Below are 24270 nucleotides of genomic sequence, written 5' to 3' on the forward strand. Positions count from 1 at the left end.
ACACATAAGTGCCGACTTAAATTAATTTTATTTACATTTACCAAACCAATAACAAGTCCAGAAACTAGCTTTTGCAAATAGTTTAAACATATCAATCACCTCCTTATATGCCGAATATCATTCTGATAATGGCAAAAATAATAGAACCTGCCACTGAAAAACCCATACCTAACATTAAACGTTTCATCTCTTTGATGTTTTTACGATTTTCTCTTTTATTTTCTTTATCAATTTCTCGTTCTCTATTTATACTGTCTAGAGTGAAATTCATTTTTTGGTTGATTAGTTCTTGATTATGTTGTCCATCTTTTATTTGCTCCAAAGATGCGAATATCTTTTCATCATTATCTTCTAACCGTTTTATTCTTGTTTCATAATCGCGTCCTTGACTACCCTCCATTCTTGCACCTCTATTCTGCGTTAGTTTCAGTTGTTTCTTCCACGTACTCTAGTGAAGTTGATAACTTTACTGGTTTAACTGTCACTTTTTCACTAATAATACCGAACTCATAATTTAATCCATTTAGACTATTTAAACGACTAGCAAGCGCTTTAACTTTATCTAAATCATCAAATTTAGTTGCGATATTCACATTATTAGTTGGGTAGAATTGACCTCTAAAGTCATTATCTAAAACAGCTTCTTCTCCTTTTTCATTCACTTGTACTAAGATATAACTTTCTGTGTTTTTTACGATTTCATTTGCCATGATAGTTTCCTCCTAAAATTTGGTATAAAAATAGTGCTAAAGGTTACTCTCCTTCAGCACTTACAGTATCTTTATTTTCTTGTTCTGATTGCTCTCTAATTACTGCTCTTAACATTGCATTTTCTTGTGAAAGTTTAGCGTTTTGAGTAACTAATTCCTCAATGACATAATTTGGATTAGCTTGTAATTGGTTGTTCATTTAATTGTTCCTCCAGTTTATTTATTTTTTCGTTTAATTGTTGTATTGCTCTAAGTGACCATGTAACCATTTCATAAAGATTAACGCCATCACCATAAATAAATTCATCAGGTGTTTTATAATCTCTACCAATAACAACTCCTCTATGATTTAATCCTTTCTCTTTACCTTCTTCATTTTTATATTTGAATTGATAAAGATCTAAATCATTAGCAATGACAGTTAAAGCGTCATAATCCCATTTCTTAATATCTGTTTTATATTGCTCAAGTGATGCGTTGTTAAAGGCTGAGGCTCTAACTGGTTTGTAACCAGTATCTCCACCGTTATACTTTAAGTTGTTTGTTACTCGTAATTCTCCAGTAGACACGCCGACATAAAAATTGTCATTTGAATTTAATCGAATAGATTCAGCTTGAATATCATGACACTGTAAATCGGTATAGGTAGGATTTCCGTTGTTATACCCTTTAAAGTCAGTAATACGCAAACGCCCATCTTTATTAGTTCTGACATAAGCAAAATCATTTTTTGCTGCTAAATCGCCATAAAAATTATTTGCGTAGAAACTACCAGTACCAATATTACCTTGATTATCAGTAGCATATACTATCGGCTCATAATCTCCGCTACTTTCTCCACGTATTCCTTTTTTCTTAAATCTTATACCAGAGCCTGCTAAACCTTTTGTGTCGTATATTTCCCCGTATAGTATTACACCGTCTGTATCTGCCGCTGTATCGTTTAATTTAACGTACATACTAAATTCATTAACACCAACACGTGAATTAGCGTTTGGTCTAAAGTAAATACTATTTTGATTACTACCGATATTTACAGTGTTATCTGCCTCTATAACAACACGATTATTTTCAGAACGCATAGCTACAACGCCAAGTCCTGAATGTAAAGTTACGCCACGTGCATTATCGTCATATGAGTAATCAAAAAATGCTAAGGTACCTGATGCACTAGAAGGGTTACCGTCTATATATGTTGATATACCGAAGTCAGACATATATATTGAGCGGTCATACTCGTTGTTTCTAAATCTTAAATAACCGTCTTTCATTCGTGTATATACGTTATTAGTTTCTGTGCCACTACGCCATGTTCTTTGGAATGAGCCGAACAATGAAATCTCATCATCTTTAATTACAACATAATTCGTACTACCACCGCCACGTATACCAACTTTATTAACATCAATATCTAAACCTTCTGGACTTAAATTCAAACGGTTGATAATTTCATCTTTACCGACTTTGTCATTTACACGATTAGCTACAACGTTAAAGTCTTTATTAACCGTAATATCTACTTTATCGCCTCTAAGTTGAATACCGTTTTTATCCATTGTGTATGATTGGATATTACCGTTCTCATCGTAACTTAAATTTATCCCTTTAGTTGTGGCTGATATTTCTGAAATGACTTGAGATAATGTTTTTCGACTAGCGTTGAACTTTTGTTCATCAACTTTTAATGCTATTTTATCGCCGTTTTGAGTGATTGATGTTTCTAGTTTAGTCATAGCTACGTCATTAGATCGTTTATATTCATCTGTGTATGCTTTAGCGTTTGTTTCGGCTTGTTGTATATCTTTTTTAACATCTTCGTTAGCTGGCGCCCAACCTGTAACTTTATCGCCTTCAACTAGGATAGCTTTTTCGACTGTTACGTTTAAATCGACGTTAGATTGACCTGCTACATCTTTATAAATAAAAAATTCTGTACTTTCAGATTGTGCCATAAATGTATAAGCAATTTGACCGTCTTTAATATCTACTGTATCTCTTATTCCTGAAGGGTTATATGGATAAACGCTAGTTTGTCCGCTTTGTCTTTCGTCATTAGTAACAATATCAGCTTTTAAAGTATAAGTTTTACCTGTCTCTAGTGGGTGCGATAAATAATATCTTATATAAGAAAAGCCTGCACCACTAGATCCGTCACTTCTTCTTTCGCTATCTAAAAGTAAGTTTTCACTTCCGACATCTAGGTTGTTGATTTGATTATCCGTATAGTTCTCTGTTTCTTTTTTTATGTTATTAGCATGATTTTTAGCCTCTGTTATGCCACTTTCAAATTTAGTTATTGTTACTTTATCAGTAATTTCATTTGAAAGTTGTTTTCTTTGGCTATCTGCATTATCTAATCTTTGAACCATTCCGTTTTTATCTAACGTATAATCTTCTTTAGATACCTTACTGTCAATTTGTGTAGGTAAAATATCAAGTGTAGCTTTATTGCTTTCGACTGTCGTTTCTAAAGGTGTAAGTCGTCCGTCAACATCTCTTAATTTTTGCTCTACATCATCACTTTTAGCCATCAAGCTAATTTGTTTATCTAATTCAGATATATTAGTTTCATTAGTTGTAACGCGTGTTGTGATTGGTTTTAATTGATTAGTTGTATTTTTATTTGCTGCTTCTTGCGCCTCTTGTGCTTTTTGTTCTGCGTATTCTTTAGCTTCATCTCGTTTTGCGATTGCGTCAGCGATTGCTCGTTGTTCTTCATCAGATACAATACCGTCAGCATATGCTTTTATTTCTGTCTGTTTTAATTCGTCTTGTGCATTTGCATAGGCTTGTGCTGCTTCTTGCGCGTCTTTTTGTGCTTGTTGTATTTGTCTTTGTAAATCTTCTGGCGCTGGCGTCCAGTCTGTCGCTACATTTCCTTTTTCAATCTTAATATTGCTTATTGTGTACTTATCGTCAGTATAGCCTTTATTATAAAAATCTAATAGCCATTTATCACTTTCTTTATTTGCTGTCATAAGTTTTTTAGTAAAACTAATTCGTTGTTTTTTGTTACCAATGTTTTCAAAGGTATTCATGCCGACAATAAAATCAAAGTTTATATTTGTATCATATACTCGCAAAATATTGCCCTGTTCCATTTCAACATCAAAACTTACTGTTACAACGTCGCCTAACTCTAACTTACTATGAGCGCTTGTTATATCTACTCTGAAAAACTGTTTTAAACCAGACATTTCGTCGTTTAAATCTTTTTTAATTTCTGCGCTTCCTTCTAATAAGTTTCGGCTTCCTACTGATAAATTATTTACTTTATTATCTGTATAATTTTTAGCGTTTTCTTGCGCTGCCTTTGCATACTCATTTGCTAAACTTTGTGCTTGTGCCGCTTTTTCTTCGGCGTGTTTTTTTGCTTCTTCAAATTTAATTTGCGCGTCTTGTATTGCTCGTTCTTCTTCGGCTGTAATTTTATCATCTGCGTAGGCGTTAGCTTGTGTTTGCGCTAAATTAATTTCAGCTTTTAACGCTTCTTCTTTTGCGGCGTCAGCGTCTATGCGTGCGCGTTCTTCTTCGTTGATTAAATTATCAGTATAGGCTGCCATTTCATCTTTTAATGATTGTTGTTGCTGTTGTAATAGCTGTAAGTTTGCGTCAGCTTGTCTAATGCGCGCTTGTTCTTCGTTTGTTATTTTGCTATCGGCGTATGCTTGCGCTCTTGTTTCTGCGGCGTCAGCTTGTGCTTTAGAAATTTCTTGTGATTTAACTAAAATTTCGTTTTGTAAATCTTCTGGCGCTAGTGTGTAATCAGTAGCAAAATTACCATATTCCAATTTAACTTTACCTACATAACCATTATTTATGAAGTCTTTATGCGTCATGGCATTACCGCCGAAGAATAACCTTATGTCCTTACCTATTCTATCTTCACTTACTTCGAATGTATGTGTAATTCGTGGTTTATCATTCGCTAAGGTATCTATATTCTCGCCGTAATATACGCCAAATTCACTTGGAATATTTTCTGTAAAATGTGGCTCAAAGCCTAATGAATAAGTACCGGCTTTTTCAACATTAGAAAGTATAATGTAATCGGTAATTTTTTCGCTATTTCTTATTAAGTTTCTTCCGCCAACTTCAATACCGTCTATTTTACGTTCTACACTACTTATATTCGCGTTTATTTCACTTTTGGTAGTATTAATCTTGCTGTCTATTTCTTTACCTAAAACACTATTTAAATCACTTATTTGACCGTCTGTATATTCTTGTAATGCTTGTCTAACGTTATTAACATCATTACGATTTGGAATATCCGCGTATAAACGTTGATTTTCGCTATCCCAACGGCCGTTAGGTAATGTTTCAGCAATTTTATTCATAGCGTCATTAAATTTTTTGTCAGTATATTGCGATTGCAATAATTTTAATCTGTCGTCTGCTGCTATTTGCGCATTACGCATAGCTTTATATAAATCTTGTAAACGTTCGCGGTAACGTAAAAATAACGCTTGTGTATCAATTAATTTTCCTATTGTTGCTGTTTCTGGTGTCATGCTGTCTAAATTTGTTTTTATGTTGTTATAAACGTTTATAACGCTATTCATTGCATTATCTAGCTGTAAACGTAAATCATCATCAACTAAGTATTCGTTATTAAGCAACTTGTAAACTTCGTCTAATAATTTTGAATGTTGTATGTTTAAATTTGCGAATGTGTTAGTTAAAGAATTGTAAAGCACTTTTTCACGCGTCATTCCGCCTAGCTGCTCAACGTCTTTAGCTGTTTCGTTTCGCCATTCTCCGTTAACATAACGTCTTAATACAGCAACGTCAGGGTTTGATGTGTCATACCATAATGTATCGTTTTGTGGGTTTTCTGGTGGCTCTGAACCTTTAAATATTTTACGTTCGTAATATTCTAATTCTCCAGCTACAACATCACTCACAATAGTATTTACATTAGAAATACTGTCGTTTAGTTTTTTAGTAATTTCATCTAATTTTCTATTAAAGAACTCTCTGAGTTTTGTTTCTTCGTATTCAATAACATTACCGAATGTAAATTCACTTTCATCTGCTAACCAATTGTACTTGATACCTATAACTTCTGCTTCTATATATAACGGTGGTCTGAAATCTCTGTCTTTCACTCTGACAATATCTCTTAGATGCACTGTTACATCATTATAATATTTATGAATATCAATTGAAGATACTTCATAACTTATCGCTGCTTGATTACGCTTATTAAGTTCTGTTTTAGCAAGTGTAGTCAAACGTTTAAGCGTCATATTCTCGTCGTTACTTTCAGGCTCATATACATCCCAAATATAACGGTTAGGTAGTCCGAAAATCTCTTGTGCTTCATCATCTACTACAACAGTTTCAATTCTTGAGCCATCTTCTTTTTCAGGACCAACTGCAAGTAAAGCTGTTTTCACTTCAGATAGATCAATCGTTCTTGTCATACCTGTTAAGTCTTTACCTTTAGTGATTTCCTTACCTTTGAATAAGTTTTTAGGTTTAGCAATTGATACATAACGATGTTCGACTGAATGAGCGCTTAACTCAATATAAAACTCAGGGACCATACTATAAGTAGTGCAAAGCATATAAATTAAATCAAACGGGTTAGTATGAGAAGTCCATGATGTTGTTCTATTACCACCATATTCTGTATCATCAGATACTTCCCAACCTGTATCAGCAAGTGTTTTAAGTAACGCTTGTGTTGTTGTATGTGCTTCAAATTTACCAGGTTTAATAGGTTTAGCTGTTTTCAAATCTTCTAAATAACTAGCATTACATTCAATTTCAGTCGTACCGTCAAAGTTATCTATAATGTGGATGATAATGAACTCTCTAAAAATACCATTGTTATCTTGAGCAATAATGCGATTACATTCTCTTAGTTTTTCTGCTCTAGTATTTTCAATTGTAAAATCAAAGGTTTCTGTTTTTTCTTCTACATTCATACTCATTTCAACATTAAGTAATGCGCCATCACTTTGACTAATAAAATCAATAATGTTGTCGTTAAAATCAAGTACATGTATTCCTACATTCTTCACTATCTAACCTCCAATCTATAAGAATCTATCTTGCCAGTATACTGTCGTGTCATATGTGTTTTCGGGGTAAATCATACATTCATTCACCCCTTTATTTATGTTGAAGAAGTCACTGCCAAATGTTTTTAAATCAAGTGCAGGTTCTTCGTTAATGGTTACCGTCTTTTCTTCCATATTGATATTAATTAAGTCACCTTTTTTGATGATTAAATCTCTTGCTTTAGGTGGTTTAGGTAATATTTCATGATTATAACTACCTAAAATTGTTGTAGGCATATGATAGTTACTACCATTTTTAGCAATGTAGATACTCACTGCCGATATAGGTCGTTGATAGAAGTTTCCTGCATCCACAAACACCTTTTCTGTCACATCTACTGGAGTAATTCGTTTAGGATATTCTACTTCATCGTATTTCCATGTTTTTATATAGAATTTATCTCCAATACGTTTTAAACGCATATAAATTACTATATGTTTCCATGTATAAAACTTAGGTGCGTTTGTATAACTGTATATCTTCTTTTGATTACCGTTTTGGTCGAATAGCGTTGCATAGATTGTTCCGATATTTTGTGTTGCTCTAGGGTTGCTGTAACCAATAGAAGCAATCACACGGTTATCTGTGTCATATATATACTGCGTTGCATGCGTTGCACCTTTTTTACCTTGATTAACATGTATTTTAACTGTCGAACTAAAATCTTGAGTGCTTTTACCGAATGAGTGCTTATATTCTGCACCATTCCATCCACTTGTACTTGTAATACTACTTTCATCAAGCATAAAAGCGTCTTTTGAAGAACTCATTGCCATAGCACCACCAACTGTTCCACCAGTAACGTTGTCGTTAATAGTACCGTTAGTGACTTTAGTCCATCCAAAGAAAGAACGCATCTCATCATTAAATAAAGTCGGTGTATAATCTTCAACTTTTTTATCTAAATCATCATCACCAATCATAAAATAGTCTTCGTTATTCTTCGTGATAGAGAAGTAACTCGCATTCTTTAACGCTGTTGCTTGCACAATGATAGGACTATCGGCTGTTCCTGTACTTACCACTGATACTTGGTCTGAAATAGCTGTGTTTTTAGTGCCTTCAACTGCGTATTTGTATGGATCAGCTAAAACAACATTAATACTGAATTGCCAAAACGTTTTACTATACTTTTCTAACTCAATCGGTCCTTCAAAGTAAGCATTCCAGTACCAATCTTGTGATTTAAACTGTAAAGGTACAGCATGGTCATAATCAAACAGCTTAACTAACTCATTTAATACTTCATCATGCGTTTTTTCGCCACCTGATGAAAGATAATCATTTCTGATGATTAATGGAAGTTCGAATTTATATTCTTTAAGTTGTCTTTGTTTAACTACACTCCCACTTCTACCTAATACTTCTTCAGTTTCAATACCAAAATTAAAAGAGGGTATTTTAAACCCTCTTTCAACTACTAACCATGGAAGTGTTTTATTATTAACTTTTATAGTATCAATCAATTATGTGACCTCCCCTGGTTTAAATCTTGATTTTCTTTGTTTTTGTCTATTGTATTTATCAATAGAATTGAAAACTTGTTGTTCGTGTGTATATTTATCAATTGTTGGATTAAAGTCTTTATCAGCAATTGCATTATTACTTGCTACTATTTGAGTTAATAGAGCAATTTGTTGTTGTTGTGCTTGTAACATTTGAAGTAAAACATCATTATCATTACTACTATTTGGTTTGGGTAGTGAATTAGGTCGTTTATTTCCTCTAGCGCTACTTTTCTTATCTATATCTTGTGCTGCAAGTGCTAGCATTTTCATAGCGTCACTACGTCTAGCTGGATCAGTTGGAATTATCCATTCAGGATAACCACCTTCTGCAATGTTGTACCAACCTGCAGATTTGATTAAGCCACCTGTGGCAAAACGTCTTGAACCAGTTGGTCCCCAACCACTTTTACCATAAGGTAAATCTCTGCGCCAGTTAGAGTTATTAAAGAATGCAAGCAATTGGTCGTAACCATTTTTAATGTTTTTATGACCTTTAACCGCATATGTTTTGAATGTACTTGGTACGTATTGTAATAGTCCTTGTGCCGGTGTACCTCGTAAGTTGTTAATATCTCGGATGTTACCTTGTGTTACTCCAGCGTTACCGTTGGATTCTCTAGCAATTTGTGCAACGATACCGTTTAATTCTCTATTAGATAAATTAACTTTCATTTTCTTAGCTGCTCGTTTGATATCGCCTTTCCACTTGCTTGCTGATTTGTTTTGACTTCCACCGCCATTATGTGTTTTTAGCCATTTAGTAGGGTCAAACGGTCGTCCGTTACGTTGCATTTCATAATGTAAATGAAGTCCTGTTGAACTACCAGCGTTTTGTCCGTCCTCTCTAGGATCGCCACCGGATACGCCTAAAAGTGTACCCGGTCTTACTTTTTTAGTACCATTGAACGCTAATTTGTGTAAATGGCCGTAAATTGATTTCAAATTACCGTTAGTGATTTCGACGTGTCTACCAAAACCACCACTCCAACCGTTAAATGTTCTAGCTGTACCGCTCATAGTTGAATAAACTTTATCGTGTTTGTAGTTGATATCTAATCCATAATGAGGTCGTGCGAATGGATAACCAGCTGCTCTTGCTGCTGCCGCTGTTGGTGCAAAGCCGAAGTTAATACCTTTTGAAAGGTCAATATATCCACCGTCGCCACCGCCAGCTTCTTCAAACCATTCCTTAACTTTATTAACGGCTCCCTCTTTTAGTTTCTTGAACATACCTTTCATAAGGTTAAATGGTAATTCAGCACCTTTAGGTATGCCAAATGAAGCCATATTAATACCAAAGCCTTCAAATACTTTTTCTAATAATTTTTTTGGTTTTTCTATCCAATCTAGTACATCGCCAATTTTATCGGATAACCAATCTTTACCTTTTTTAGCAGTGTTTAACGCACTATCAACAACTGCTTTTCCACCTTCTACAACCTTACCAGTCATAGCTTTGACGCCGTCTTTAGTTTTTTGAGCTACGTCGCCCACTAAATTGTCATCTTTTTTATGTTTTTTCGGCTTTTTGCCTCCACCTAATAAATTGCCAATAGCTGTACCTATACTGAATTTAGGTATTGTACCGCTGTTAAATTGTGGTCTATTAAGTAAACTATGCGTTTGTGCGCCATTTAAAATACGAGTTCCTTTGGCAAGTGGAATTGTTGTATCTGTAGCTGGTGTGATGAAAGCTTTACCGCTAGGTGGAATGACTGTTTCATGTCTAAAGCCACCTGGACCATTGCCTGGACCTTTATCTCCAACGGTAGCTAAAGTGTTTCGATTAAGTTTACCTTTCGTAATATAACTTTGAGTATGGGTGCTTTCAGTACCAGTAGAGAGTTTTATTTCAGGTAACTTAGGCATATCTAATTTTCCAGCTACCCAGTTCACACCGCCAATTAATTTATTTAAACCTTTTTTAACTGCTGTAACCATTCCAGTAATATGGCCTTTGATTTTTCCAATAATGTTTTTAAGTCCACCATTCATATTATTGAATGTTCTTCGAACACTGTTCCATAAACCTTTAGCCATATTAATCGTTGTATTCTTGATACTACGCCAAGTGTTAGACATAAAACTTTTAACTTTGTTAAAAATATTACGCGTTCCATTTGATAAACTATTCCAAGTACCTTTAACGCCACTCCATAAAGATTTCGCTAATCGCACTGTTGTATTCTTGATGTTACGCCAAATATTACTCATAAAGTTTTTAAGTTTATTAAAAATTCTTTTAGTACCGTTGTATAAGCTATTAAATGTATTTTTGACACCAGACCATAACGCTTTAGCTAACCTCACTGTTGTGTTTTTAATATTACGCCAAACACTACTCATGAAGTTCTTGAGTTTATTGAATATACGGTGTGTAAATCGTGATAGAGCATTCCATACACCTTTAACTCCTGACCAAAGACCTTTAGCAAGTTTGACAGTAGTATTTTTAATGCTACGCCATACATTAGACATGAAGTTTTTTAGCTTATTAAAGATATTGCGCGTTACTTTAGATAAACTATTAAATGTATTTTTTACGCCACTACTTAAACCTTTAGCGAGTTTTACTGTTGTGTTTTTGATAGCTGTCCACGTTCTTATGATAAAAGCTTTTAAATTAGCTAGTATTTTTCGAACACCATTATACATGCCTTTAATAGCATTAATAACACCGTTTTTAATAGCATTCCAAGTTTTAATAGATATTGCTTTAATACTTTGCCATAGACGATTGATGAAGTTTTTCAATGTATTAAGAATGTTTCTAGCTGTGCTGACCAATGTTCGAACAATGGCTAGCACTCCAATTTTTAAGGCAGTCCATAATTTAATAGAAGTATTTTTAATGCTTGTCCACAATGCAGATAGGAAACCTTTTAAAGTTGAGAAACTATTTTTTGCTAAAGCTACGAGGCTTCGAATGATTACTAATACACTACTTTTAATTGCAGTCCAAATTGCAATGGAAATATTTTTAATTCCATTAAGAATAGCAACTATAACATTTTTTAATCCAGTAAATAAAAACTTAATAGTGGCAACTAACACTTTAACTATTCCAAGCGTTACATTTTTTACTATCGTCCATATTGTTCTAAAAGAATTAATAATCAATTGTCCGATAGTTTTAACAATAACCACCATATTACCGAGTGTAGAACGTAATATGCCCGAAATAATTGATAAGTATCCACTGAATACTTGTTTTACACCTTCCCATAAAAGTCTAAAGTCTCCTGTAAACAAACCTTTAAATATTTTAATAACGCCACGAATGACATTAAGCCCGCCTTGGACTATTTCACGTAAGCTAGTGAACACATTGATGACAATTTGTTTAATACCACCGAATATAATACCAAAGAAAGCTTTTATACCCGATAATATTGGTTTAATTACACCATTAAATAGCGAATTCAAAATTGAGCCTACTGCAATCTTGATAGTAGTAAATACCATGATAATAAAATCGCCATTTTGTTTCCAAAATGTTTTAAAGAAAGCTCCTATAATAGTAGATGTTGTTTTTATGAAGTTAACAAAATCATTGTAAGCGCCACGTACCATTAAAAGAGTAGCATAAAATTGTTTTGCTGCTTCATCAGGTAGTATCTTTTTAAGAATGTTTAAACCTTTCCCAGAATTATTATTCATAATAGCGCCGATTGCACTAAAGAATTGTTTAATTACACTCCCTAAACCAATGAACGCATTTTTTATCGGTGTGACTACTGTGTTGACGATATTTCTAAATGTTTCTGACTTTTTATAAGCAACTACAAATGCTGTTCCTATACCTGCAATAGCTGCAACTGCGATACCAACCGGACCTGTTAATGCAGTCATTAGTCCGCCAATCAAAGGTATCTTAGTAAGTAGTTGCCCTATATTAGGTAAAACGCCTTTAATACCACCATTAAATAGGCTAAAGAATTTAGCCCCGCCTTTAGTAGCATTAAGTAACGTCATAGCTTCTGAAATACCTACAATACTATGTGCAAGTACTCCAGTTGCAACAATGAGCGGAGGTATAGCAGCGCCTAATAAAGTGAATGCTGCGATTGCTATCTTAGTAGCATTACTTGTCCCTTGTAAGTGTTCGAATAGTCCTGTCAACTTATCTGCTAAGAATGAAACGATAGGTGCAACTGCATCTCCAATTGTTCTAGCAAAGTTGATGAAAGTGTTTTTTAACATTTTCAACTTACTACCCATTGTTTCATAACGGATGTTAGCTTCATCAGTCAAAGCACTATTTTCTTTCCAACCTTCTGAGCCTGTTTTGAGTGCTTTATCTAGAACTTGATGATTGTTAGCCATACGTCTAATAGTATCGGCTTCTCTTATTCCTTTGATACCTACATCATCTAAGGCTTTTAATACTCCTTTTGCTCCGCCTTCAGTTTCACCTAAACCTTTAACGAACATTGATAAAGCTTTACTTGGGTTATTTTCCCAAATTTGTGCAAATTCTTTACCACTAACGCCTGCAGTTTTAGCAAAGCTATCTAAAGTGTCGCCACCTTCAGCAACAGCTTTTGTCATCTTATTCCAAATCTGTGTCATGGCAGTACCGCCGGCTTCTGCCTCGATTCCTACTGATGACATCGCTGCACTAACTGACATAATTTCATCAGAACTAAAGCCTGCTTGTGCGCCTGCACCAGCTAAACGTTGTGCCATTTCAACAATTTCTTTTTCAGTTGTAGCTGTACTATTACCTAAAGCAACAACTGTAGAACCTAATCTATCTACATCTTTAATTGGCATATTTGCAGCATTAGCAAATCTTGCAAACTCTGTTGCTGCTTCATCTGCAGTAAGATTTGTAGCTACACCTAAGTTCATCATTGTTCTAGTGAATGAAGTGATATCTTGTTTCTTGATACCTAGTTGCCCTGCAGCTTCTGCTACTCCTGCTATTTCTGTTGCAGCGAATGGCATTGTATTACTCATTTTAGTAATCTCGTTGCCCATTTTATTTAATTCGCTACCACTCATGTTAGTTGTTTTAGCCACACCTGCTAAAGCTTGTTCCCAATCAACAGAAGATTTAATAGCTATTCCCATACCTGCAACTGCTGGCATAGTCATATAAAGCATTGAAGTAGATCCAACACTTCTCATAGTAGAGCCTACATTTCTAATAGAATCTTTATACTTATTAACACTTTGAATACTTCTACCAAACCCACTAGATGCTAAACGTTGTGCGTTCCGTTGTTCTGTTTCTAGTCGTTTATAGCTTTGCGTTGTTTGATCTAGTTCGCTCTCAAGTTCATTCATCTTAATTTTTTGTTGAGTGATAGCACTAGATAATTCTCTAGCTTCTTGGCTGTCGCGCCCTTGTGCAGTAGCTACATGATTGTATTGCGCAATTAATTCTCTTAACACTACACGTTGCTCTGACATGTTAGTTTTAAGTGTGTTTAAATGATTACCATAGGCTTTTACACTTTCCCCTGCACGAGCAAGATTGCTTCTTGATAGTGATAGAGTATCATTAAACTGCGACATCTTTGCTCTAATTTGAGCCATAGAAGAAATGCCTTGCTTTTGTTCCATTTCTAGACGGTTATGCGCTTGTGTTGTTTGATTTAATTGAGTATTTAACTCTTTTAATTTCAAACGTTCTTCAGATAACTTTACATTAAGCTGTTGTGCTTCTTGACTTGTAGCACCGTATTGTTTTTTAGCAAAGTCATACTGTCTTGATAAATTTTGAACAATAAGTTGCTGTTGTTTCATTCCATTGTTCAATTCAGAAATGCGCGCTTTATATGCTTGAGCGGTTTGACCACTCATTTTGAATTTATTAGCACTAATTGTTAAAGATTGTGCTACTTGTGACATTTTTTGTCTAATTTCAGACATTGAAGCAGTTAAAGTTTTTTGTTCGAATGCAAATCGTTTAGCTTCCATAGTCGTTTTCTTATATTGATTGTCTAGTTGTCCTAAAGTTGCTTTTTCTTGTAAGATTTTCTCTTTTAACTCTAACGCTTCTTTACTCATAACGCCTTGTTCTCTAGCAACCTTTTGATAACGACCTTCTAATACTCTAATTGTATTTTGATGTTTTTGAATAACTGTGTTTAATTGATTTAAATAATTCTTGTAACTACTTGTAGATTTTTCTGTACTTTGAAATGCCATATTTGCAATGTTAAGTTGACGTTTCATTGTACCTAGAACATCATTAATCTTTTTCATTGAGAAAATTGTTTGTTTAGTCGTTGTACCGAATTGTTTCATCTCTTGTTCAGTTGAATTCAATTGTCGTTGATACATTTGCAATGCTCTATGTTGCTTACTATATTCTTGACGTAACTTTTCTGCTTCAACACTAGAACGTTGTTCTTCTAAAGTCATTTTCTTTAACTGATTAGAAATGTCTTTCATAGAATTTTCAGTTACATCAATCGCTTTAGTTAATTCTTTCGTTCTTGTTGCATAAGACTGCATGTTTTTCTCTGAGTGCTTGAAATTAGCATTAGATCTACGCATTTCTGAATCTAACGTTTTGAATTGCGCTCGTATTTGTTTCATTGTACGTTCAATACCAACATCACGCATATTCATTAAGATTGATAAACCTTTAAATCTTGATTCAGCCACTTACTGCCCCTCCTTCCTTATTTAGGTATAAAAAAATAGCCTTAGTATCAATGACTAAGGCTACAATGCAGAGAATAGCGCATCGGCTTTTTCATCAGTATCAACAGTATTTAGATGACGTTCATCTAAAATTTGAAGTATATAATAAAATGGCATTTCAAGAACTTGGTTTGCTGGTGTACCATTTTCCACCATATCTTTTACGACTTTATCCAAATTCTTCAACATGCCATTGTAAGTTAATTCTTCTTTTTTTAATTTGTTTAACTGATGCTCTGAATAAACTTTTTTGTTTCCTCGTCTTGTTGACCATTAGCAATGAATTGTACTTGTTTTTGTAATGTTTCAAGTGCGTCAGGCGCATGTAGACGATTTCTAATATCTTTAGCAGTGAATTGTTTACCATAAATTTTAACTACTACATCGATTAATTTATCTAATTGTTCTTTGAATGATAATTCAACTTCTCCATTTTCTGCTTTCTCTAATTCAGCCATGATATCCACTGATTCATATAAAACATCTAATGGTATAAAGTGTGGTGTTAAGTATGTTTCTAATTTAATTTCTTCTGCTTCTGGGTTTTCTACTAAACGAATATAGTTACGCTTTAATTTGTTTGACATGTCTTAATATCTCCTTTTATTTCGAAATAAAAGGACGGCATCACACCGTCCTAAAGATAATTTATTTTTCTTCTACTCTTTCAAAGAAAGGTAACTTATAACCTTTTTTCTTTAAACGTTTTTCAAAGTCGTTGACTACTTTTACTTTTTCTTCTACAACCTCATCTTTACGATATTCTTTACCAGTTTTAAGGTCTTTAGCATCTTTTAAAACTTTATATTGAACCATGGATTAACACTCCTTATGCTTCAGCAGCAGATTCTCCTGTTGTACTATCATCAGTATCTACTTCTGTTTTACTGTCATAAGCGCCATTTAATAATTCTTCGAAGAATGAGTCAACATTTGCACCTTCACGAGAACTATCGAATAAGATTTTACGTTTACCGTCAGCCACACGGTGCATTGCAGTACCTTCAGATTCTTCTGAACTAAATTCCCAGTTTTCTTCAGCTGTTTGACCTTCTAAGTTCGGATCAGCAAACATAACTTTAGTTAAACCAACTTGTTGGTAAGAACCATCGCGACGTTCACGTTTAAACCATACTGCTACATAGTTATTTTGTTTACCGCGTTCTTCAGAATATACTCCATTTTCGTCGTAAATTTCATTAAAGATTAATTCACGAATTTCTTGAGGGAAAGCATGCATTGTCATTGAAATTGTACCTTCACCATCTGTATTACCTGATTCAATGATTGAACCATCAGCGTAAGCATTAACAATTTCTCCGCCAGTTTCTACTGAAATTTCTTGTAAACCACGAGTTTGTGTTACATTTGAATATTTGATAGTACCGTCTAATTCATCTGTTTCTAATAAAGCGAAACCTAAATCTTTAATATTGATAAATGATTTTGGTGTTTTAGCATATTTAACCATTTAATTTTCCTCCTCATAAAAAATTGCTTCATATCGTCTTGTTGAGCGATACAAAGCAAATTCTTTGTTATATTCATTTCCTAAATTACTTACTTGCCCTGCTTTCAATTCTTTCCAGAGCAAATCACTAATACGTTGTGATATTTCGTTTCTTCTTAATCGTGCATTGTAATCTGCACTAGCTTTCACAAATACATCTATTTGAACAATATAACTATACGCTGCACGTTCTCCGTCATAATGTACTTCGGGAATAGGATCATCAAAGTCATCTAATACGACATAAGGCTTTGTGATGTCTTTAACGTCAGGATAGTCATTGAACTTTACATTCTTGATATCTAGTATTTTCATTAGTTTTTCGTCATCTTTTAGGACGCTATATATTTTATTTAATATATCAATCATAGTAACTTCTCCACTTCTTCCTGCACCGTTTTATAAAACTCTTTCTCAGCTGTACGCAATGCTTTATCTATCGCACCAAAACCTTTAGGTCGAATAAACTTACCATTTCTAGCGTGAAAGCCTTTCTCGTTTAAATGAACAATAGAATATCTATGATGTGGTCCTTCCCAATATACTCGAACAGAACGAACGCCTTTATCCCAATAAGGCGCTGATAGCTTAGCCTCTTCATACTCTGCGCCAGTATCTCTAAAGTAACGAATATTACTTTTGATACCGTCTAAAACAATATTTCCCGCCTTAACCAACGCCTTATCTATGATTTTGTTCATTCTTTGACGACTAAATCTATTCTCCAAATCTTTTTGAAGTTGTTTTAATCCATCTGCACGAATACCACTAAAATTATTACTCGCCATTAGATACCACCCCTGCAGTTAACATTAAAAATTGTTCGTTCTCTACATCGGGTTGTACTAATTTAATATTCAAATCTTGATGAATATATGGCGAATCTATTGCAACGTAATGTTTTTCGTTTGGTATATATTGCCCATGTGTTTCACGTATAAATATCTTCACATCATGTTCTGTACCATTTGCAATTGCTTGTTGTAATTCAGTCATTTTCCACTGTGGAACGTATGCCCAACAATGATATAAAACTCTTTTACGTTTTACACCTGCTTCTGGTCCTTCGTTCTCTTGATACTCATAAAAATGAACACGCGTATTTAACTTTTTTGTTGTAATAAATGGTTTTTTAAATTTACTTTTCATTTCCATCACGCTCTCTTAATGTCAAAAAGCCAAAGTGTAACAAATCATCTTGATAATTGTCGTTAAAAAACTCTAATAAATCTTCATAATCATATCGAGCGCGTGCAAAAACTAAGTTTTTACCATTCAAATTACTATTAATATCAAATGCGCCAAAACGTGTTTCTAAGTTCTCGTAAGACATATTTAAAACACGTAATAAGTGTTCATCTTCCGTATCATGAGAAATCTTAGTGTATTCTTTAAATTCATCTAAATTTTCATCCGATATTTTAACGCTTGGCATTAGTATCAACTACTTTCTTAGGCTTGTGCTGCACCATCTGTAGTACCACCTGCAGGAGTTGAAGTACGAACTGCAGTAGATAATTCTAAGTCATACACGCGTGATGCATTGTTATCAGCTGGTTGGCCATAAGCAAATGTTTTAGCAGTGTATAAAATACAATCTTCTAAAGCTAAAGTTTGGTCGAATTTTTTAACTGTTAATCCGCCACCACGTACTGCATCATAGCGATCAGTTACAAAAGCAACTAATTTATTTGTTGGAACAAATTCAGATGATACGATTTGTACGTTATAAGGTAATACTGTTACAAAACCACCATTAGCAGTTAAATAAGTGTAACGTGCTTGTACATCCCATGAGTCTTGTGGGTTAACTACTAATACAACTTTACCGTCAATATTTACTTCTTTACCGTTCTCTTTAACAGATAAGCCTTTTAATACGTCTTTTAATTCATTTACAGTTGTGTCTGCATCTGCAAAAGTTAAAGTTCCAGATGTTGTTTTATCAACGACACCGCCATTTTCTTGGATATCTTTCATTAATCCAACTGGTTGGTCTTTAGATGCACCTTCACCTGTTAAGAATGCAGCTTCTAAAGCAACCGAAATAGCTTCTTCAATTTGAGTACGAACAAAACGTTCTACCCAGTTAGGCCCAAACATTTTTAAGTCATCTGGAATAACTACGAAACAAGTTAATTTAGATTGTTTGAATTCTTCTTCATCAAATGCAGCATCTAATTGACCTTTGATTTCACCGAAGATTTTACCCCAAACAGCTTGACCTGTTGGTTCTGCTTTAATGATACGTGTTACTAAACCTGCGTTTTGAATGTTGATTTTTGAAAGTAATGGATGTTCTGATTGTAAATCATCAAACACACGTTCAATAACTGTTTCAGGTAATAATTTTTCTTCTTTATATCCTACTTCTGTATTGATTTCATTAAAGAATTTACGTTCTTCTGAAGTTAAAGGATCTTGTGAACGTTTAGCTAAAATACCATTGTCTACTACACGATTATTTACTTCCGCTGAAATTTCTTCTTGTAAATCGTTTGATAATGCATCAAACATTTCTCCGAATGCTTTTGATTGTTCTTCATCACTTGCACCATTGCGAACTAATTCTGCAAAGTGTGCTTTGTGATCTTGATAGTTTTTTAATTTCTCTCCTACTTTGATAGGCATTAATATTCCTCCTTAAATTTATGCATAAAAAATAGCCATTAACATCAATTGCTAATAGCTACTTAAAATGCAAATCTTGAAAATTTATTTTCTTTTGGTGGTGGATTAGTACCTCCGCCTTGGCCTTCGCCTTCATTACCTTCGTCATCGCCCTTTTCTAATTTATCTAGGTGTGACTTAATGTTTTTAACTTCGTTTTCCAAATCTGCAATACGTTGTTCATTTGAATCATCACTTGAAGGTTCATCTGGTGTTCCTTCTTCTGCTTCATTAATCATTGCATTGATAATTTTTTGTTGTTCTTTAAGTCTTGCAATATACTTAGAATCTTTCAAATTACTTACACCTTCTTTCTGCTTATCAACAGATTTACGAGATGATTTCTCATCTGCAAAACCTTTATTGATTGCCTCATCTGCAGTTAACCATGTTTCATTAGTGATTAGATTAACAATCTCATCACGATCTAAACCTGTTCTATCGTGATATATATCAACAATAGATGTATCAATTGCAGTTAAAGCATTCAATGTTTTCTGAATGTCTGATTTGTTACCAAAAGCCATTGTAGAAGCTTCATGTACCATCATATTTGCGCCTGTTCGGATAATAATCTTATCTCCTGCCATTGCAACTAATGATGCCGCACTTGCAGCTAATGCAGTGACTTCAATTGTAATGTGATTTGATAAGGACTTTAAGTAATTATAAATTTCTATTCCTTCAAACACATCACCACCGCCAGAATTTAAGCGAATAACAATATCTTCTTTAACATTATCAAGCGAATCTTTCACAGCTTTAGCGCTGATAGTGTCGTCAAGAAAAGATAAGTTAGCAATAGTACCTGACAACGTTAAAATGTGCTTGTTATTCTTAGTTTCGTTTCTAAAAACTGGCGTGACATTTCTCACAATTGGATTACCCATTATTAGTCTCACCCCCTTCTGTTGGTGAAACTGATTCGTAGTTTTTAGTTAATACGTATTCATCTAGGTGTCCATCATCTCCTGGTTCATCGCCAAGCATGACACGAATTTGATTACCAGTATAAGTACCAGAAGAACGCAGTTTATCAATCGCTTCTGCTAATTCGATTGGGTTTTTCTTATCTATACCGACAATTTCAATGCGTTTATTTTCTTTTAAGTACTCATCTTTAAAAAATAATTTAGCATTTAATTCACGCTCTAATTTCTTAGTTAAAGGTTTAAAACAAAATTGATTAGTTGCTTCAATCGCTTTTTCTAAATCTGCATTTTCTCCTAGAATTAGAGAGGGTGATATACCGACAATACGTGCAATATAGATGAGAATATCTTCTATTGCTTGTCGTAACTCTTTGAAATCTGAACCATTCGCACTAGAATTATTTGTTGAATGTTCTTCGTATTCCAACCCTTTCGTTAAAGGCACAACTGCAACTTGATTTTTCTCAAAGGTGTTAAAAATCATATCAATATAATCTTGAATACCTTTCGTACTTAATTGCGTTGAACCTATATTTAAAACGCCTCGTATTTGATTTTTCTTGAGTTGCATATTCAACATGCGACCAAATACTTCGCCATAATCTTCAAACAGTCCTAACGAGAATTTATCTAACTTTTCATTGGCGTATTCTAAATAAATTACATCATCCATTGAAAAGTAGCGATTATATTTATAGTCGTTAACCATAACTGAATTAAAGCGATGTGGTAATAGTCCTAACTCTGTTTCATGTTCGAAATCATCTGCCACATATAAATAATCATCATCCGATTTAATGATTAAAGCTTCGTTATCTACAAGAAGTTTATAAATAAATTTCTGCCAAAACTGTGTAGCATTTTGATTAGGGTTTGGTCGAACATTCAATAAGTAATACATATCATCTTTAGTGACATGATCACTTTCTTTCACTCTAAATTCAGATCGAGCGATTGTCCTTGCTACATACTCAACTACCACATTTAAAGCCATTCTTTTGATATAAGCTTTTGAACTTGTTTCTTGTAAAAGTTCTAAATCATACATCCATGAAATCTCTTTATTTTTTTGAAATATCTTATCAAATAGCCCCATAACTTATTCCCTCCTTCCTTTAAAATCTCAAGCCCCTTAACAGATTGATTTCTTCTTCTAAATTAGAATCTTTCAAATCATCTGCTCTATACAACGCATGTATAAGAGCTTGGAAACCATCAGTTTTACGTCTTATTGGCTCTTTCTTTTCGTATTCTTTGTTGCCATCTTTACGTATCTTAACGGCAACATTTTGCGTGTACCAACGCATTAGAGGGTTATCACCAAAGATAAGGTGATGTTGCGCGAACATATCTTCAACTCTTGGTGCAAGTAATGATTGAATTGCACGAGTGTTTTTTATTACTTCATATTCGATACCTGCATCTTCAAATAAAGGTCTAAGTAAATCCATACGGAAGTTGTCGGCTACGACTTTTTGTAGTCCGTAATTCTTTTGCGCTTCGATAAACCAATCAATAATATGTTTAGGGTTTATTGTTGGCTCATCTACAATTGTGAGTAAACCTTTTTTCTCCCATTCATGAATAGGTGGCTTTAATTTGTATTTATCAAGAAATTCTTTTCTAGCGAATGAGTGAGTTTTCCAAATATAATCATCACCGGATCTAAACAATAAACCGACTGCTGCAAAGTCTTTTAAACTTGCATAGTCAAGTCCACCAATACATTCATTGTTTTCAAGTGGAGGTATAGGTCGATTTGTAGCCATTATGTCATCCCACGGTGCTACAACACTTTGAGTATCAGTTTCAGGCATGTTCATTCGTTTAGTCATAAATTCCGGTCGATTAGATGGATTAAACTGAAGTCCTAGATATTGTTGATGGACTTCTTTAAATAATTGAGCGCCATATTCACTTTTAGGGTTTTCAAACATTGGGTTTGCTTTTTCCCAAAGTTCCGGTTTATCTATTTCTTCTTTATCATCAATTTTGCAAATGAAAGGGAACAATCTATCTTCTGGATTAATACCTTTTAAGACATTGTCTGCTCTTTCTTTTAATCTATCTAAAAACCCTTCTCTTACATATCCGTCTGTACCTATGTAGAAAGTACGAGGGTGTGCAACTTTACCTAGTCCACTTCGTTTAATATTAATAATCGTATCTTTTTCGTAAGCATGGACTTCGTCAAAGAAAATACAACCTTCACGAGCGCCATCTTTCGTTTTCTCATTAGATGTATCAAACAAGAACTGTGATTTGGTACTTGTTCCTTCCACATAAACCTTACTTAAATAAAAAGGGTTGTTAGGTCGTTCGCTTGTAATATATAAGTTGTTACTTTCTATCATTTCATAGATTTCCCTAAAACTTACTAGCGCCTGTTTCTCACTATTAGCTACTACTGACATATTATATTTAGGAATACCGTGTAATGGTGTCATAAAGAACGCTGCTAACGTACTAATATAACCGTTCTTACCACCACCACGAGCCATTGATATGAAGAACTCCGAAAAATAAGGCGTTTTAGTATCTTTTTCATATAAGAAAACAAAACATGAAATGAACTTTTGGAAGTCTTGTAGTTTGAAAAACCATTTCTCACTAAACTTGATGTAATCTTCTATTTTTTGATCATCAAAATAAAGGTCATCACGTTGCAAGATATTATCTTCTAAAAAAGATACAAGTCTAATGCGCTCTTTGTTAAAAATAACGTTGCCTGATTTATATTTTTCTATATAATCTGTAACATGTTTAGGTATCTTCATGTTAAATCAGGTCCTTTCGCTTGTTCTTGTCTGCGTCTTTCTTCGGCTTTTCTTTCTAAATGAAACGATTTCTCTAAAGCTAACAACGAACCATTCACTTTGTTCTTCTCTGCTATTGCAGGATTAGGTTTGATGTACTCTTGTGAAGCGTTTTTCACTACTGTAATAGGCCCAGACTGTTCGATATAAACATCTAATGCGTAAAATAATTTAAGTAAGTTGGTATAGCGCTCAACTTTTTCAACTTCTATATCATTATCTGTATCTATCTGCTTCATTAGGTAATCTTCTGAAGCATTAATTCGTTCAATTTGACTGGGTGTTAATTTATCTTTGAGGTATTTATCCTTTTTCAATCCCCTCCCCCCTTTGCTTATTTTTTATTTTTTTCGAAATGTCAAGCCCCCTTACGTATCTTTTGATGAATATATCTGCAGAGTTGACCCAAGCGCCGGTTTCCGCGAAGCCTTTTGTGACGCGGTTTATTTAGGTGGGGGGTATTTGATACTTTTTACACTTTTATTTATTTTAATTAAATAATATTTTTATACAATTTTATTTTACCAATTTTCATCATTGTATTTATTCTTTCTATTATTTGGATTATGTTCAAATCTCCCATGACGTTTGTTGTGATGAAATTTACATAGTGTTCTTAAATTAGAAAGTTCATATGCTAAATCTGGTCGTAATTCCAACTCTTTAATATGGTCAACTTCTAGTGATTGTTTCTGATTAATCGTCAATCTACCTTCTGCATTACACATCACACATTCATAATGGTCTCTTGCCAATACTTTTAATCTTGTCTTACGCCACTTAGCATTAGAGTAGAAACCTTTATTCTTTGTACGTTGTTCAATATAGTCTGCATATGCTTTACTCATCTCTATTACTCCAAACAAAAAGACACACCACCTATGTGATGTGCCTGTATATTCATATCGTGTTAACTCAAGTATATATAATTAAATAAACTATTTATAATAGTGTGTCATGTGTGGCATATGTGACATTTGTCCTGTTAAGTTTGAGACTTCATATATATATTCACAATGACATCTAGCTTTCTATATATTTCTTTTCTATCTACTCTCATTAACATGGCAATAGTATTTATCTTCTCGCCTTGTTTGAGTAATTGAAGTATATGATAGTTCTTGTCATTCGTTATCTTATGTTCATACTCATCAATGAATGATACCTTATCTATAAGCTCTTGTGTCTTACGTCTATCCTTATCATTGCGTATCACTCTTACTAATACCTTATCGCCTGTACCACCTTTAGCTTTAGGCATAGCTGATTCAATACCATACTGTCCGATTGATGTACTATCGTACTCATATACTTGATGATCAATTAATCGCCTCATCCAATGATAATCCATTATAAGTTGTTTCACTTCCGTTGGTGTGTACAAGTGATTAC

The 24270-nt window shown here is 33.9% G+C and carries 21 protein-coding genes; all 21 read right to left on the reverse strand.

What is annotated here, in order from left to right; genetic code table 11:
- Nucleotides 1–103: 103 nt before the first annotated feature.
- Nucleotides 104–400 carry a DUF2951 family protein gene (locus BDW31_RS02270; protein WP_110709050.1) on the reverse strand — a complete coding sequence of 99 codons (297 nt, stop codon included), beginning with the start codon at nucleotides 398–400 and terminating at the stop codon, nucleotides 104–106.
- A gap of 10 nt (nucleotides 401–410) precedes the next feature.
- Complete coding sequence (locus BDW31_RS02275) at nucleotides 411–710, reverse strand: hypothetical protein (protein ID WP_110709052.1); 300 nt, start codon at nucleotides 708–710, stop codon at nucleotides 411–413.
- 43 nt (nucleotides 711–753) lie between these two features.
- The gene (locus BDW31_RS12420) at nucleotides 754–909 is read right to left on the reverse strand and encodes a hypothetical protein (RefSeq protein WP_176714878.1); all 156 of its coding nucleotides are present in this window, start codon (nucleotides 907–909) and stop codon (nucleotides 754–756) included.
- The gene (locus BDW31_RS02280) at nucleotides 887–6742 is read right to left on the reverse strand and encodes a phage tail spike protein (RefSeq protein ID WP_110709054.1); all 5856 of its coding nucleotides are present in this window, start codon (nucleotides 6740–6742) and stop codon (nucleotides 887–889) included. The genes BDW31_RS12420 and BDW31_RS02280 overlap by 23 nt, the downstream gene beginning before the upstream one ends.
- 15 nt (nucleotides 6743–6757) lie before the next feature.
- The gene (locus BDW31_RS02285; protein WP_110709055.1) at nucleotides 6758–8248 is read right to left on the reverse strand and encodes a phage distal tail protein; all 1491 of its coding nucleotides are present in this window, start codon (nucleotides 8246–8248) and stop codon (nucleotides 6758–6760) included.
- Nucleotides 8249–14911 carry a phage tail tape measure protein gene (locus BDW31_RS02290; protein ID WP_110709058.1) on the reverse strand — a complete coding sequence of 2221 codons (6663 nt, stop codon included), beginning with the start codon at nucleotides 14909–14911 and terminating at the stop codon, nucleotides 8249–8251. It lies immediately after the preceding gene.
- Between the two features lie 60 nt (nucleotides 14912–14971).
- Nucleotides 14972–15127 (reverse strand): phage tail assembly chaperone GT, encoded by a 156-nt coding sequence (gene gpGT, locus BDW31_RS12425; protein ID WP_017175428.1) that lies wholly within the window; start codon nucleotides 15125–15127, stop codon nucleotides 14972–14974.
- A 47-nt stretch (nucleotides 15128–15174) separates the two neighbouring features.
- Nucleotides 15175–15537 carry a phage tail assembly chaperone G gene (gpG, locus tag BDW31_RS02295; RefSeq protein ID WP_011276043.1) on the reverse strand — a complete coding sequence of 121 codons (363 nt, stop codon included), beginning with the start codon at nucleotides 15535–15537 and terminating at the stop codon, nucleotides 15175–15177.
- 61 nt (nucleotides 15538–15598) lie between these two features.
- Nucleotides 15599–15766, reverse strand: coding sequence for a hypothetical protein (locus BDW31_RS12430; RefSeq protein ID WP_011276044.1), 168 nt, complete (start codon nucleotides 15764–15766; stop codon nucleotides 15599–15601).
- Nucleotides 15767–15779: 13 nt separating this feature from the next.
- On the reverse strand, nucleotides 15780–16421 hold the full coding sequence (locus BDW31_RS02300; protein WP_110709060.1) for a major tail protein: 642 nt from the start codon (nucleotides 16419–16421) through the stop codon (nucleotides 15780–15782).
- Entirely contained in the window at nucleotides 16422–16829 is a 408-nt protein-coding gene (locus BDW31_RS02305) for a hypothetical protein (RefSeq protein ID WP_070548980.1), read from the reverse strand.
- Nucleotides 16826–17248 (reverse strand): HK97 gp10 family phage protein, encoded by a 423-nt coding sequence (locus tag BDW31_RS02310; protein ID WP_110709062.1) that lies wholly within the window; start codon nucleotides 17246–17248, stop codon nucleotides 16826–16828. Before BDW31_RS02310 ends, BDW31_RS02305 begins: the two co-directional genes overlap by 4 nt.
- Complete coding sequence (locus BDW31_RS02315) at nucleotides 17238–17609, reverse strand: head-tail adaptor protein (protein WP_017175423.1); 372 nt, start codon at nucleotides 17607–17609, stop codon at nucleotides 17238–17240. Before BDW31_RS02315 ends, BDW31_RS02310 begins: the two co-directional genes overlap by 11 nt.
- Nucleotides 17599–17895 (reverse strand): phage head-tail adapter protein, encoded by a 297-nt coding sequence (locus tag BDW31_RS02320; protein ID WP_110709064.1) that lies wholly within the window; start codon nucleotides 17893–17895, stop codon nucleotides 17599–17601. Before BDW31_RS02320 ends, BDW31_RS02315 begins: the two co-directional genes overlap by 11 nt.
- A 17-nt stretch (nucleotides 17896–17912) precedes the next feature.
- On the reverse strand, nucleotides 17913–19091 hold the full coding sequence (locus tag BDW31_RS02325; protein WP_011276050.1) for a phage major capsid protein: 1179 nt from the start codon (nucleotides 19089–19091) through the stop codon (nucleotides 17913–17915).
- Nucleotides 19092–19153: 62 nt separating this feature from the next.
- A complete protein-coding gene (locus tag BDW31_RS02330; RefSeq protein WP_110709066.1) occupies nucleotides 19154–20020 on the reverse strand; it encodes a head maturation protease, ClpP-related in 867 nt (288 codons plus the stop codon).
- On the reverse strand, nucleotides 20013–21158 hold the full coding sequence (locus tag BDW31_RS02335; RefSeq protein WP_110709068.1) for a phage portal protein: 1146 nt from the start codon (nucleotides 21156–21158) through the stop codon (nucleotides 20013–20015). The genes BDW31_RS02330 and BDW31_RS02335 overlap by 8 nt, the downstream gene beginning before the upstream one ends.
- A 19-nt stretch (nucleotides 21159–21177) precedes the next feature.
- Entirely contained in the window at nucleotides 21178–22839 is a 1662-nt protein-coding gene (locus BDW31_RS02340; protein ID WP_070844121.1) for a terminase TerL endonuclease subunit, read from the reverse strand.
- The gene (locus BDW31_RS02345; RefSeq protein ID WP_048668029.1) at nucleotides 22836–23195 is read right to left on the reverse strand and encodes a hypothetical protein; all 360 of its coding nucleotides are present in this window, start codon (nucleotides 23193–23195) and stop codon (nucleotides 22836–22838) included. Before BDW31_RS02345 ends, BDW31_RS02340 begins: the two co-directional genes overlap by 4 nt.
- A gap of 204 nt (nucleotides 23196–23399) precedes the next feature.
- Nucleotides 23400–23726 carry an HNH endonuclease gene (locus BDW31_RS02350; protein ID WP_110709070.1) on the reverse strand — a complete coding sequence of 109 codons (327 nt, stop codon included), beginning with the start codon at nucleotides 23724–23726 and terminating at the stop codon, nucleotides 23400–23402.
- Nucleotides 23727–23863: 137 nt separating this feature from the next.
- Nucleotides 23864–24262, reverse strand: coding sequence for a hypothetical protein (locus tag BDW31_RS02355; protein ID WP_017175415.1), 399 nt, complete (start codon nucleotides 24260–24262; stop codon nucleotides 23864–23866).
- Between the last annotated feature and the right edge of the window lie 8 nt (nucleotides 24263–24270).

Source organism: Staphylococcus sp. AtHG25 (genome assembly GCF_003217445.1).
GTDB classification, from domain to species: domain Bacteria; phylum Bacillota; class Bacilli; order Staphylococcales; family Staphylococcaceae; genus Staphylococcus; species Staphylococcus haemolyticus.